Genomic DNA, 14,377 nt, shown 5'->3' on the forward strand with positions numbered 1-14,377 from the left:
CCAACCAGCGCGCCAACGCCGGTCTTGATCAGAACTACTTCGACTTTCAGATCATCCCCGGGAAGGCTGCGCCCACTTTCACGCCGCCTCGCCGAGGCTCATCCACAGACCTCCGATTCCGCTAACTGTCAAGCGGCAGCTTCATTCTGGGGTGTGTCGCCGGGGTGACTGAAGGCTTTCTGTGCGTCGAAGGTTTGGCGGGTTTGTAGGCAGTGGTACTGCTGGCCGATCATCTTGTTGAACAAGTGCCGCAGAGCGGCGGCGTGGCGGTCGCCGTGGTCGCGGCGCGCGCGGTAGTGCGCGCGGGCAGGGCCGGGGTTGATCGAGGCGTAGGTGGCCCAGACCCAGCCGACAGCGGCGAGCCGGTCGTTCTTGACCCGCCGGTGGGTGATGGAAGTGACCTTGCCGGAGGCCCTGGTGACTGGCGCTGATCCGGCGTATGCCTTCAGTGCGCGGCCGTCGGCGAACCGGTCGCGGTCATCACCGATCTCGGCGAGGATGCGGGCGCCGGTCACCTCAGCCAGGCCGGGAAAACTGGTGATGACGGCATAATCGGGGTGTTTGCGGAATTCCTCGGTCGCGGCCTGTTCGAGATCGGCAGCGCCGGCGCAGGCGGCGTCGAGCATCGCCAGCAGGGCCATCGCCTGGCGGCCCATGGCTTTTTCGACCAGGTCGGGCTGCCGCAAATGCGGGATCCGCAAGCGTTGCAGGATGTCGGTGGCCAGATCGTCAATGCCGCGTTTGCGACCGGCGCGCCGCAGCGCGGCAGTGATGCGGGCCTTGGTGAGCCGGGCGGCGTGCGCGGGCGTGGGCGCGATGGCCAGGATCGCGCGGGCTTCCGGTTTGGCCAGGTTGGTGGCGGACTTGCCGGCGAAAGTGTCCAGGAACGCCGGATAGTATTCGCGCAGGATCGATCGCAGTTCGTTGCCAGCCTTGGTGCGTCGCCACACCGCATCCTGCTGGGCGCGCGGCAAAACCGCTATGGCTTGGGCTAATTCGCTGTCAGCGGGCAGTTGTCGATGGAGGTGCGCATCAACGCGAAGAATGTTCGCCAGCGTCATCGCATCGGCGTGGTCGGACTTCGCGCGGGCCACCGAATGCCGCTCCCGGTAACGCGCGACAGCCATCGGGTTGATCGCGAAAACCGGCCGTCCCGTGCCACGCAGAGCCGCTACCAGCAGCCCGCGCGGGGTTTCGATCGCGACCGGAATCGGGTCTTCCGGGCCATCGCCAGCGTCGGCGAGCAGCTCGGTCAATGCACTGAATCCGGCCGGGTCGTCGCTGATGTGTTTCTTAGCCACCAGCTTGCCATCGCCGTCGACGATCGCGACGTCGTGATGCCCTTCGGCCCAGTCGATTCCGCAAAATCGGTTCAATCCTCACACCTCCGTCATGTCAGGTAATACCACTGGTCCAAGACCTCAGCGAGAACGCGCAGCACCCTACTTACGAGCCTCCTCCGATGAGCTGTCCGCGATCCCAGCGCACCCGCACGGCGCCGGTCTTCGTCAGAACTCTGCGGCTCTCGAAAAGATTCAGGGCGTCCGGTCGTGCAAGCAGGCTCGAACCACGAGCAATCCCAACCGTTGACGAGCGGTGGACCGGGACGACACGCCGTTCCCGGTCCGGCCGCTCCTGCTGCCGCCCAGGCTCCCGGTCTTCTTGGAGGATTCAAGGTCCTGAAGGTCCACAGGAGTCACCAACGACAGCGCGCCCGACCCGGCTCCCGCGTGCCTAGGAAGACAACAGGTCGCCGGGCCCAGCTGGCGAACGCCGACCGGCAGCTCGGCACCTAGCCTGTGGATAGACCTACCAACAGTCCTGTTCTGATCAGATGTCCGTGCCGCTGGTGCACCGTTCACTGATAAGTAAGTTCTGATCATTGCTCCGCCAAAATGTCGCGGTTTTCGGGCCCATGAGGCCCATGATGCTGCGGCCCCGGCTGCTACACCGCCCGCAGCGACAGCCGCGGGCCCAATTCCGGGGCATCGGCACGTGCCCGCCGCATCAGCCACCCAAGTGCTGCCGGCATTGCGCGGCGTTTGTCCATCGTGATGCCGATGACGTAGCGGGGAGTGTCGACCGTGGCCACGCTGGCGACGGCGTCCATGCCGCAGCGGACCCGCTGAACCATGCGAAGTCCGCCGGCTGTGGATGTCGAAGTCGCACGACGACGCAATCCCGATGTACGGCAGAGCGTTGTTGCGATCGTGCCGCCGTCCCGCCCACCGTGGGCTGTACACCACTTCCCTGGACAGGATTCTTTGTCCGCCCGTAATTTTTGCCACCTGTGCGCCTCGGCTACGCCGTGCTGAGCGCGGGAAGGTTTGAGCCGGTGAACTATTTCGTCTTGCCACCAGAGATCAACGCAGCCAGCTTGTTCTCTGGCGCAGGGTCGGCACCGATGGTTTCTGCGGCCGCCGCCTGGGACGGGCTAGCGGCCGAATTATCGGACGCAGCAGCTTCTTTCGGGTCGATCACGACAGGGCTGACACATCAGGTGTGGCAGGGACCAGCCGCGCAGGCGATGGCCGCCGCGGCAGACCCCTACGCGCGGTGGCTCTCCAGCATGGCCACCCAGGCCGATCAGGCAGCGAAGCAAGCGCGCTCCCTGGCGGCAGTCTTCGAGTCAGCCCGAGCCATGATGGTGCTACCGGAGCTGGTGGCGGCCAACCGTTCTCAGCTGGTGTCGCTGGTGCTTTCGAACATCTTCGGCCAAAACCTCCCCGCCATCGCCGCCACTGAAGCCCACTATGAGCAGATGTGGGCCCAGGCCGTGTCCACGATGTCGACCTATCATTTCGCAGCATCCGAGGTCGTCTCCGCGCTCCCTCCACTCACCCAGACCGTGGAGCAGCTGGCCAGCCTGCAGGTCCAAACACTCGGTACGCAGTCGCCCGCCCTGGCGGCGGCGTCGCCACCCGCAATCAGAACGATCGCACTCAGCCTGGGCTTGGCCAACGTCGGCGCCGCCAACTTCGGCAACGCAAACCTCGGCTCCGGAAACTTCGGTGCTGGCAACCTTGGCGATTACAACCTAGGCTTCGGAAACTTCGGCAGTTCCAATGTCGGCTTCGGAAACCTCGGCGCCGGAAACATCGGCCTGGGAAACACCGGCGGCAGCAATTTTGGCCTGGGCAACGCGGGTGCTTTCAACATCGGCCTGGCCAATACGGGCGATAACAACTTCGGCCTCGGCCTGACCGGCAACAATCTGATCGGTTTCGGCGACACGTATGTCCGCCTGGAGAATTCAAGCATAGTCCAGTTCAACGTCGGACAGCTCAATTCCGGCACGGGCAACCTCGGCCTGTTCAACTCCGGCAGCGGGAACGTAGGCTTCTTCAACTCGGGCACCGGTAATTTCGGTATCGGAAACTCAGGAAGCTACAACACGGGGCTTTTCAACACCGGAACTGCCAGCACTGGCATCTTCAATGCCGGCATGTTCAACACCGGCATACTGAATGCGGGGAACGCAAATACCGGCAACCTCAATGTCGGCGACTACAACACAGGCGATTTCAACCCCGGTGTGTCCAACACGGGCAGCTTCAACACCGGCAACGCAAATACCGGTTTAGCGAACGCGGGCAATATCAACACCGGCATGTTCAACACCGGCGACATGAATAACGGCGCGTTCTACGCCGGCCAGAACCAGGGCAGACTCCATTTCGTCATCACAACGCCCGACATAACTCTTCCGCCCATTGGCATCCCCTCCATCACAGTCCCCGGGTTCAATCTGCCGGCGATATCTCTGCCCTCCCTGTCAATCCCCGCCTTCCAGACACCGGATGACATCTTCGTCGGCGCGTTTGAACTACCGGAATTGACCATTCCGTCGCTGACCATCCCGCCGGTATCGCTCGGCAACATCGCCGTGGACCGCTTCGGCCTGCCCGAGCTGACCATCCCCTCGCTGACCATCCCGCCGGTATCGCTCGGCAACATCGCCGTGGACCGCTTCGGCCTGCCCGAGTTGACCATCCCCTCGCTGACCATCCCGCCGGTATCGCTCGGCAACATCGCCGTCGACGGATTCGGCCTGCCCGACCTCACCATCCCCTCGCTGACCATCCCGCCGGTATCGCTCGGCAACATCGCCGTCGACGGATTCGGCCTGCCCGACCTCACCATCCCCTCGCTGACCATCCCGCCGGTATCGCTCGGCAACATCGCCGTCGACGGATTCGCACTACCCGAACTCACCATCCCCTCCCTATTCATCCCGCCCGTCACCCTCGGCAACATCGCCGTCGACGGATTCGCACTACCCGAACTCACCATCCCCTCCCTATTCATCCCGCCCGTCACCCTCGGCAACATCGCCGTCGACGGATTCGCACTACCCGAACTCACCATCCCCTCCCTGCTCATCCCCCCGGTCACCCTCGGCAACATCGCCGTCGACGGATTCGCACTGCCGGCGTTGGAAATTCCTCCGGTTACCATTCCGGAATGGCAGACTCCCGCAAATATCACTGTCGGCGCCTTCAGCTTGCCCGGAATAACGACACCTGAGATTGACTTCCCATTAATCGGTTTACCCGAAATACTTATTCCACCGATCAAAACCCCATTGGTATCGGTGAGCGGATTTCAGCTACCTGATGTAACATTTCCACGTGTCACCGTGCCCTATTTTCAAACACCGTCGGTAACTTACCCAGGGACAGGTGGTGCTCCCACTCGAATCCTATATATAGATGTTAACGGCGGAGCAATCGGCGATCTGAATTTCTATATCCCGCCCTTGAATGTGAATTCATTCTTCTTTGGAACGGAATCGCCAGGGATTATTAGCTCGTTTACTGTTGCTGGCCTACAGATATCCAAGTTTGACCTACCTTTCATCACCATTAAGAATCCGGACGGTGACTTTTATGTAATACCGAGCTTGGCGATTGGAGCTTGGGATCTCCCATCTATTCAGATCCCCGCTACCCAAGTTCAAGGTTTTACGCTCCCGCAGATCACGATACCCGAATTTACAACACCTGGGCTGACCATCCCCGCCATCGGCATCGACCAGTTCTTCCTGCCCCAAATCACCACCCCCGCCATCGCCACCCCACCACTGACCATCCCCGCCATCGGCATCGACCAGTTCGTCCTGCCCCAAATCACCACCCCCGCCATCGCCACCCCACCACTGACCATCCCCGCCATCGGCATCGACCGATTCTTCCTGCCCCAAATCACCACCCCCGCCATCGCCACCCCAGCATTGACCATCCCGCCGATCGGCGTGGGAAGCTTTGCGCTGCCGGAGATTACGACTCCACCGATCACCACCCCAGCATTGACCATCCCCTCGCTCGGCGTCGGAGGATTCCTCCTACCCGAAATCACCACCCCACCCATCACCACCCCAGCACTGACCATCCCCTCGCTCGGCGTCGGAGGATTCCTCCTACCCGAAATCACCACCCCACCCATCACCACCCCACCACTGACCATCCCCTCCATCGGCGTCGGAGGATTCCTCCTACCCGAAATCACCACCCCACCCATCACCACCCCACCACTGACCATCCCCTCCATCGGCGTCGGAGGATTCCTCCTACCCGAAATCACCACCCCACCCATCACCACCCCACCACTGACCATCCCGCCGATCGGCGTCGGAGGCTTTGCCCTGCCACAGCTTTCAATCCCGCCGATCACGACCCCACCAATGACCATTCCCCCCATTGGTGTGGGTTCCTTCACCACTCCGCCCCTGACGATTCCCAGCATTACCCTGCCGTCCACCACCATCACTGCCTTCGACATTCCGCCGGGGCCAGGATTCTTCAACTCGACCAGCGCTCCCTCATCGGGCTTCTTCAATGCCGGGGCAGGAGGAAACTCGGGTTACGGCAACAACGGCTCGGCACTCTCGGGCTGGTCAAACACGAATCCGCTGGGAGCACTCATCTCTGGCTCGGGCTACCAGAACTACGGCGGCAATTTCTCCGGCTTCTCCAACCTCGGCAGCGGCATCTCGGGCATTGTCAATAAGGGCCTGCTGCCCTTCGCCGTGAACAGCGTTGTCGCCGGGATCGGAAGCGTCGGGTCCCAACTTTCGGGCCTGTTCCTCCAGAATTAAGGTGCCTCGACCTGGTGCCGAGGGTAGATGCCATGAATCGGACGGCCACCTAGCCGAGTAGCCACCAAAGGCGGCTGAGGAGAAGCGGCTAAGGCATTGAGATGCCAAGGATTTCGATCTGCGCCTCCGATCATCTTCGCCGAGCCCAAGGGCAGCAGCCAAACGACCTGCTTACCACGGTGCACGGGAACTCAGCCAATGCGCAACGCCGCAACCGTGGTGAAGGTGAGCGGGTATCGTGCTGCGCTGCGTCGCAGATTCCAGGTCAAAGTCCAAGTGCAGGAAGGGCAGTCTTCCACCCCGCGGATATCACTGCGCCAGCAGTTCGCGCAGCACATCGGAGTGGGTCGTGGTGAGTCGTTCGGCCAGCAGTGCGGGCGGGTCGATAATCGCGGGCAGCGGTCATCGCGTCGATTCGTTTGCGCGAGTGACTTTGGTCGGTGTCTCGGAGGACGCTTCTATGTGTGTCAATGCGCGACTGAGGCGTTGCGGGCGCGGAAGAGTTCGCGAGCGGTATTGCGCTTGAGGGCCCGGCGGATCTCTGCGTCGGATTTGCCTCGTGCTCGACCTGCAGCAATGTAGGCGTGGGTGCGTGGGCATATCCGCCACCGGGTCAACACGACGTCGTGCAATGCTCGCTTGAGATGATGCCTGGGGCAACGCTTCGCCAAGCCTGTTGATCTGGGCAGTCCGGGCGACGGACCTATCACACCGCGCTCCGAGAAGAATGCGGATGGCTTCACGATCACCATCACTGCACGGCAACGGCTTTCGGTAGCAACCACCTGCAGCACCTCAAGCGCGGCAAGGCGTGCATCGATAGGATCGGACTTTCCGCGGCGGCGCTGACGCCGGCGGGGCACTCGACTTCCACGACGGCCAAACCGGCGCTGTCGATTGCACGAGCCAGACCGATTCTTTGACGGCGAGTGCCCTCAAGTCGCACGACGACGCGAGGACCCGGCGCCCTTTCAGGAAAGCGCGCCACAACGCCGCAGGGCACACGGATTGTTCAGCCAGATCTGCCGCCAGAGCTGATCGGGAAAAGCGGTATAGCCGAGCAGTTCTTCTCGGGCCGCCTCAAAGTGTTTTGCCGCCTCCGGCAGCGCCTCACTGAGTATGTCGAAGACCCGGTCATATTGAGCCGCAACAGAGTCAACGTCGGGCTGATCGAAGATCGACTTTACGAGCTGGCGGACTCTTGACCAGCAACTGGTCGGAGTGATCGCCATCAGCTCGGTGATGTAATGCGTGGTGCATCGTTGCCAGGTCGCTTCCGGCATGGTGGCGTCGATGGCTGCGATCAGGTCGGCGTCGTAGTGCCCGGTCACCAGAGCCACTCCGGATAGTCCGCGGGCGCCCAGATTGCGGAAGAAGGTCAGCCAGCGATCCTGGTTCTCGGCGGAGCACATGTACGCGCCGAGGATCTCGCTGTAGCCCTTGGCATTCAATCCGGTCGCGATCAGCAACTGCACATGGCTGATTCGACCTTGCCGGTGCACGCTGAGCGTCAACGCGTCGACGGCGACAAACCGGTATGGACCGCTGTCCAGCGCCTTGTTGCGGAGAGCGTCGACAGATTGCTCCAGCTTGTCGGCCACAGCTGCTATCTGAGATGTCGATAGGCTCTCTAGACCAAGGGATTCGACCAGTGCTGTTATCCGCTGCCTGGATACGCCCAACAGATAACATGTGATCGCCGCATTCGTGATTGCGTTCTCCGCGCGCTGACCAGGACCCAAGATCCATTGGGGAAAGTAGCTGCCGAAGCGCAATTTGGGGATTGCGAGGTCAATCTTGCCGGCTCGGGTCATCAGAGCACGCCTCCGATAGCCGTTACGACTGTTAGCCCGCCGTCGACTGCGTTTACGGTAGTCGGCGCTGCACACTGCATCAGCCTCAGCGCTCATCAAGGTGTGAATGAACGTCGACTGCAGCTCACGTATCAACCGGGGGCTGGCTGCGGCGACCTGGTCGGCCACCAACTTCATGCCATCGATAGGGGGGCGGTTCTTCATCGCGTAGACCTCCTTGAGTCGACTCGCCAGTCGTCGGGCCAGTGGCCGCGCAGGCTTCACCGTCCGCTGCGCGGCAGAGTCCTGGCACAGCGAATCGCGAAGAGCTGCTTGATGATTCACAAATTGACCGATGGCGCATTGTCACGTCGCTGCAACACTGCAGTGCGGTGACGGGGACTGTCGTCGCGCGGGCAGTCGCGAGCCGAGACCCGCTTCGGCCCCGGCGCGTGTCCGCTCTAGCGACGCCAGGCGCACGCTGTATTCACCGGGAAGGCGGCTGCTGAGGGGATCCCCCGCCTGCGGTGTTCCTATTGAATAAACGCTGAGTTAAGTATGGATCTCGCAGCGGCGAGCGCCATCGGCCATAGCGCGTAGATTGCCCGCTACGGTGTCGTAGATTTTCCAGCCCAGATATAAGCGGTGTCTTCCAGCCTGGCGCGCAGATATTCTGCTGCCGGCACGCCGCACTATGGCGGGTATACCCCGGTGCAGCTCGGCACCGGCGAAGACACGGCAATGGTCAGCCTGTGCTCGTCGTCCGCGGCAGATCGTGCCCGTCCTACCAGTGAGTCTGAGTCTCACTTCTGAGTTTCGGACGGAGACCTAGCTGGCTTGCAGGGTCAACGGCGGTCCCGGGTCGGGCGAGAGCGGCACGTTCGCCCGCTGCATCAGCCACCCCGCGATGTTGTGGAACAGCGGCGCCGCGGAGTGCCCCGGGGTCCCGTCGGCGTTGCGTTGCGGGTTGTCCATCATGATGCCGATGACGTAGCGGGGATTGTCGACCGTTGCCATGCCGGCGAAGGTGATCCAGTAGACGTCGTCGAAGTAGCAGCCGCAGCCGGGGTTGATCTGTTGGGCGGTGCCGGTCTTGCCGGCCATCTGATAACCCGGCACCGCGGCCGCGGGACCGGTGCCCTGCTGGTAACCCATCGGGTCCTGCTGCACCACAGCGCGTAGCATCTGGCGCACGGTCTGGGCGGTCTGTGCCGACACCACCCGGACGCCTTCCGGCCGCGCTTCCTCAGTGCGCGAGCCGTCGGCCGCGATAGTGGCCTTGAGGATCCGCGGCGGGATCCGCACGCCGTCGTTGGCAATGGCCTGATACATGCCGGCCATCTGCAGCAGTGTCATCGAAATACCCTGCCCAATAGGCAGATTGGAGAAAGTACTGCCCGACCACTGGTCGATCGGGGGTACCAGCCCGGCGCTTTCACCGGGCAACCCGACGCCGGTGCGCTGGCCCAGCCCGAACTTGCGGACCATGTCGTAAAAGCGTTCGGGGCCCACTCGCTGCGCCAGCATCAGCGTCCCGACGTTCGAGGACTTCCCGAAGACGCCGGTGGTGGTGTAGGGCATCACGCCGTGCTCCCACGCGTCGTGCACGGTGACACCACCCATGGAGATGGTCCCCGGTACCTGCAGCACCTCGTCGGGGTTGGACAGTCCGTACTCGATGACCGAGGACGCGGTGATGATCTTGTTGACCGAGCCAGGTTCGAACGGCGAGGACACCGGCAGGTTACCCAATTGCCGGTCGCCTTGACGCCCGATGTCCTGCGAGGGGTCGAAGGTGTTGTCGTTGGCCATCGCCAGGACTTCACCGGTCTTGGCATCGAGCACCACCGCCGAAACGGTGTGTGCTCCCGAGACGTTCTTGGCCTGCTGCACCTGCTGCTGGACGTAGAACTGGATGTCGTCGTCCAGGGTGAGCTGGACGGTGGAACCGTGCACGGCCTTGTGCCGGTTGCGGTAGCTGCCGGGAATGACGACACCGTCGGAGCCACGGTCGTAGGTGACCGAACCATCGGTGCCGGCCAGCATGGCGTCCAGGGAGTCCTCGAGGCCCAGCAATCCGTGGCCGTCCCAGTCGATACCGCCGACGATGTTGGCCGCCAAGGCGCCGCCCGGGTACTGCCGCAGGTCTTGGCGTTCCGAGCCCACTTCGGGATACTTTGCCGAAATAGCATGGGCAACAGCGGGTTCGACGTTTCGAGCCAGGTACACGAACGAGTCGTTACTCTGCAGCTTCTTGAGCAGTGTGGCGGCGTCCGGCTTGTTGTTCAGCTTGCCGGCAACGTCTTTGGCCATGTCCTTGAGCCGCTGGTCCGGATCGGGAGCGCTCGGGGTCTTCTTCCTGGCCTCTTCGAGTTGCTGTCGAATCCGTTTGGGCTGAAACGTCAACGCACGCGCCTCGATGGTGAACGCGAGCCGGTCGTTGTGGCGATCGATGATCGAGCCACGGACGGCCCTTTCCACGTCGGTGACCTTGAGTTGGCCGGCCGCCTGCGCGTTGAGTTGCGAGGCGTTGGACACCTGCAGATAGAACAGCTGGGTAATGGCCACCAGCATTAAGACCAAGATGACCGCGTTGCCCGCCCGATGCCGGAAGACGAACGACGCACCGCTGCTGGCCACTTCCACCACGTGGCGGGTGCGCCGCTCTTTGGCCGAGTGCGCCGTCTCCGGTCGCGCGGCGCCGCGGGACTTGTCGGCTTCTCGGGGTTTCCGGCCTGGCTTCGGTTCGGGCACCTGTTCGCCGCGCGGCCGACGGGGACCGCGCTCCGGGCTGCCCCGCCTCGAGTCGCCGCGACTCATCGCGGTATCCCGGGTATCGTCACCGCCGGCGGGGCGACGGGTGCGACCTGTCCCGTATTGACCGGCGGCAGATCATCGTGAAAAGGGTTCGGTACGGCTGCCGGTGCTGGTGACGTCGGCAGCTGGGCCGGCCCCTGACCGGGATACGTCAACAACGGTCCGTGCACATCCGGCTGCTGTCCTGGCACCTGGCCCGGCAGCTGCCCTGGCACCTGGCCAGGCACCGTCTGCAGCTGACCCGGGACGGCAGGGACTTGACCCGGCGCCGTGGGGACCTGACCCGGCACCGGAGCTTGCAGGTTGGGATTCACCGTCGCCGAACCGTCGGGCCCACGCAACAGCACCTGCGGGCCCAGCCGGCCCGGCTGCGCGGGGTCAGCGGGAGGCGGCAGCACCCGCACCGCCACCTCCGGTGGAGTCACCGCCGGCTTCGGCGGCGCGGGGGGTGCCTCGTCGGGCAACTTGGCGTTCAGCGGTGGCGGCTGGATACCGTCCGCCGGTTTCGGTGTCCCCACCACCACCCAGTTGCCGTCAGGCGCCTGGACCAGGTGGGCGGTGTCCCTAGTGGGGATCATCCCCTGCTTGCGGGCCGCCTCGGCCAGCGCGGGCGCCGACTCCGCCTCCCGCACGTCGCGTTCCAGGGCCTCTTTCTGTTGCTGCAGCATGCGGGTCCGCTCGCGGGCATCGCTCAACTTGTAGGAACGCTCGGCGGCGTCGGTGGACAACCACAACGTCAGACCCAGCCCGATTCCGAGCGCTCCGATGACCAGCACGACGAACGGGATCCGGCTCAGCAGGGTGTGCGGCCGCAGGTCGATCTCGCTGATTCTGGTGGCCAGCCGCTCAGTGAGCTTGGGCCGAATCACCTTGGGCGCTTTGGCTTTGCGAGCCTTCGCGCGAGCCTTCGCCTGACTGGTGTTCTTGGCGCGGGCCGGCCGGTCGACGGGTCGGGTCATCGGGTTGGTCTGCGGACCCGACCGCGGCAACCTCGCCTCGCGAGCGGGGGTTGCCGGCTTGGCCGAGCGCCCCCGGGCCCGCCGTGCCGATGCGTCCACGGCACCGGGACGGGCGGCACCGGCACGCCGGCCGCGACGCTCGCTCTCGCGGCGCTTCGTCACCTCGCGCTTTGCACTCATGCCTTTGCCTTCCCCCTCGCGTGCTCGATTCGTTGCAGGGCCCGCAATCGGACCGGGGCGCTGCGCGGGTTGCGTTCCACCTCGGCTGAGTCCGCTTTTTCCGCGCCGTGGGTCAACGAGCGGAACAGCGGCCCGTGGCCAGGAAGTTCGACCGGCAGGCCCGGCGGAGTACGCGAGGCGGTCGCGTCGGCGAACAAGCGCTTGACGATGCGATCCTCCAAGGATTGGTAGGCCATCACCACGATGCGGCCGTCGACGGCGAGCGCGTTCAGCGCGGCGGGAACGGCGTTGCGCAATGAGTTCAGTTCGTCGTTGACGGCCACCCGCAGCGCCTGGAACGTCCGCTTGGCCGGGTGCCCACCGGTGCGCCGGGCCGGAGCCGGTATGGCTTCGTAGAGCAGGGCGACCAGCTCGGCGGTGGAGGTAAACGGGGTGCGGGCACGCCGGCGAACGATCTGCGCGGCAATGCGACGGGCAAACCGCTCCTCGCCATAGCGGTGCAGGATGTCGGCCAGCTCGGCCTCGCCGTAGGTGTTGACGATGTCTGCGGCTGTCGGCGATGACGACGGGTCCATCCGCATATCCAGCGGAGCGTCCTTGGCGTAGGCGAAGCCACGCTCGGCGCGGTCGAGCTGCATCGACGAGACGCCGAGGTCGAACAGTATGCCGTCGATCGATTCGATTGTGCCGTAACCGGATTCGGTCAATGCGTCAGCGATGCCGTCGTAGCGGGTGTGCACCAGGTTGATCCGCTCGGCGAAGGGAACCAGCCGGTCGCGAACGATGTCCAAAGCACTCGGGTCGCGGTCGAGGCCAATCAGGCGCAGGCCGGGTAGTTCGGTCAGGAACCGCTCCGCGTGCCCGCCCGCCCCGAGCGTGGCGTCGACCAGGACGGCCCCGGAGCCGTCGGGGCGGTGCCGGGTCAGCGCCGGCGTAAGCAGGTCGACACAACGCTGGGCCAACACCGGCACGTGGCCGAAATCTGTTGCGCCGGAACCGGTTGCGGCGGAATCACCGGCGGCGGAATCCGACTCAGGCACGGCGAACCCTCCCCCGCTCCGGATTAGTGGCCGTCGTGACCGTGCACCGAGGCCCCTGTCCGAGACGCACCTGGCGTTGGGGAAGTACGCCAGGGTCGGTTCGGGCAGAGACCACGGTGCACAGGCATGCACCTCAGAAGATGTCGCCGAGTGCTTCATCGCTGGCCGCGGAGAAGTTCTCTTCATGAATTTGCTGATAGTCGTTCCAGGCCTGGGCATCCCAGATCTCGAGGTAATCGACGGCGCCGATCACCACGCAGTCCTTGGACAGGCCGGCGTAGCGGCGATGGTCGGCGGACAGGGTGATGCGGCCCTGCCCGTCGGGGTGTTGTTCGTCAGTGCCGGCCGCGAGGTTGCGCAGAAATGCCCGAGCCTCCGGATTGCTGCGGGGTGCCTTGCTCGCCCGGCGGGCCAGCTGTTCGAACTCCGCTCGCGGGTAGACAGCGAGGCTGTGGTCTTGGCTCTTGGTGACCATCAGACCCCCTGCCAGTGCGTCGCGGAACTTCGCCGGCAGCGTCAGCCGGCCCTTGTCGTCGAGCTTGGGCGTGTAGGTGCCGAGAAACACTGGGGCACCTCCAACTTGCTTCTCACCCAAACACTTCGGCCACCATACCCCACAACCCCCCACTTCGCCCCATAAATACCCCCTCCGCGCGTCCCGGAGTGGCGTTTCCCCACGCCAAGCCGTTCAGCACCCGCCTTTCAGACACTCGGGCCACCACCCGGCTGGTATGAAATGCCATGTCAGAGGCGATATTTCGGGTCGCTGGCGAGGAGTGGGGCACAGTGGGGCGCTATGGACACAGGTGCGCTACAAGTGGGGAACGGGACCGCATCGGGCGGCGTGGATGGCGTGTCGGAGCGACGGAATCTGCCAAGCTATGAACACCCCGGCGCACACACGAAAAAACGGGGCAGCCCGTTGGGCTACCCCGTCCGAAACTCCTGCGTTGCCCTACTCGTCGAAACGACGGCGGAACCGATCCTCCATGCGATTGGTGAAGGAACCGCCCGAACCCTTGGATCGACGCTGGCGCGACGAACCCGCCGTCGGCCCGCCGGGGTCCGGCCGGCCGGACAACCGCCGGCCGGTGACGGCATAGACCACGCCGCCGAACATAACGACAAAGCCGACTACACTGAGAATCGGGAAACTGCCGATCATCGTGGCCTTGAACGCCACGCCGGCAACCAGCATGCCAAGGCCCACGACGAACAACGCCGTGCCCTGCAGACGTCGGCGCGCCGTCGGTGCCCGGAAGCCGCCCCCGCGCACGCTTGACGCGAATTTGGGATCCTCGGCATAGAGAGCGCTCTCGATCTGATCGAGCATTCGCTGCTCATGATCGGAGAGTGGCATTCGTCCCTCCTTGCCGAAACACTGTCACGTAGCCACCGCTAGCACACCTCTGCCCGTCGTTTAGGGCAATTAACCCCAATGATACGAGGTCAATCTGTGCCGTACCACTGGTTCGAAGGCGATTCTATCTC

At 64.0% G+C, this 14,377-nt stretch carries 9 protein-coding genes; 1 reads left to right on the forward strand and 8 read right to left on the reverse strand.

From position 1 onward, the window contains the following. Positions 1-128 precede the first annotated feature (128 nt). Together JX552_RS18115 and JX552_RS18120 are read right to left on the reverse strand one after the other, a co-directional pair. A complete protein-coding gene (locus JX552_RS18115; RefSeq protein ID WP_205873359.1) occupies positions 129-1,376 on the reverse strand; it encodes an IS110 family RNA-guided transposase in 1,248 nt (415 codons plus the stop codon). A 569-nt stretch (positions 1,377-1,945) separates the two neighbouring features. Beyond that, entirely contained in the window at positions 1,946-2,134 is a 189-nt protein-coding gene (locus tag JX552_RS18120; RefSeq protein ID WP_205873360.1) for a hypothetical protein, read from the reverse strand. Positions 2,135-2,335: 201 nt separating this feature from the next. Between JX552_RS18120 and JX552_RS18125 the strand changes: the two genes are divergently transcribed. Continuing rightward, the gene (locus JX552_RS18125) at positions 2,336-6,097 is read left to right on the forward strand and encodes a PPE family protein (RefSeq protein ID WP_205873361.1); all 3,762 of its coding nucleotides are present in this window, start codon (positions 2,336-2,338) and stop codon (positions 6,095-6,097) included. A gap of 971 nt (positions 6,098-7,068) precedes the next feature. On the opposite strand, the gene JX552_RS18130 is transcribed toward JX552_RS18125, so the two are convergent. The 6 genes from JX552_RS18130 to JX552_RS18155 form a co-directional block, all read right to left on the reverse strand. Further along, positions 7,069-8,115: an IS256 family transposase gene (locus tag JX552_RS18130; protein WP_205873362.1), complete on the reverse strand. Its 1,047-nt coding sequence runs from the start codon at positions 8,113-8,115 to the stop codon at positions 7,069-7,071. Between the two features lie 603 nt (positions 8,116-8,718). Beyond that, positions 8,719-10,710: a peptidoglycan D,D-transpeptidase FtsI family protein gene (locus tag JX552_RS18135; protein WP_205873363.1), complete on the reverse strand. Its 1,992-nt coding sequence runs from the start codon at positions 10,708-10,710 to the stop codon at positions 8,719-8,721. After that, the gene (gene ftsL / locus JX552_RS18140) at positions 10,707-11,846 is read right to left on the reverse strand and encodes a cell division protein FtsL (protein WP_241010611.1); all 1,140 of its coding nucleotides are present in this window, start codon (positions 11,844-11,846) and stop codon (positions 10,707-10,709) included. Before ftsL ends, JX552_RS18135 begins: the two co-directional genes overlap by 4 nt. Then, on the reverse strand, positions 11,843-13,045 hold the full coding sequence (gene rsmH, locus JX552_RS18145; protein ID WP_431195991.1) for a 16S rRNA (cytosine(1402)-N(4))-methyltransferase RsmH: 1,203 nt from the start codon (positions 13,043-13,045) through the stop codon (positions 11,843-11,845). The genes ftsL and rsmH overlap by 4 nt, the downstream gene beginning before the upstream one ends. After that, a complete protein-coding gene (gene mraZ, locus JX552_RS18150; protein WP_205873364.1) occupies positions 13,020-13,451 on the reverse strand; it encodes a division/cell wall cluster transcriptional repressor MraZ in 432 nt (143 codons plus the stop codon). Before mraZ ends, rsmH begins: the two co-directional genes overlap by 26 nt. 390 nt (positions 13,452-13,841) lie before the next feature. After that, entirely contained in the window at positions 13,842-14,246 is a 405-nt protein-coding gene (locus tag JX552_RS18155) for an SCO2097 family morphological protein (protein ID WP_205873365.1), read from the reverse strand. Between the last annotated feature and the right edge of the window lie 131 nt (positions 14,247-14,377).

It is taken from the genome of Mycobacterium gordonae, assembly GCF_017086405.1.
GTDB classification, from domain to species: domain Bacteria; phylum Actinomycetota; class Actinomycetes; order Mycobacteriales; family Mycobacteriaceae; genus Mycobacterium; species Mycobacterium gordonae_D.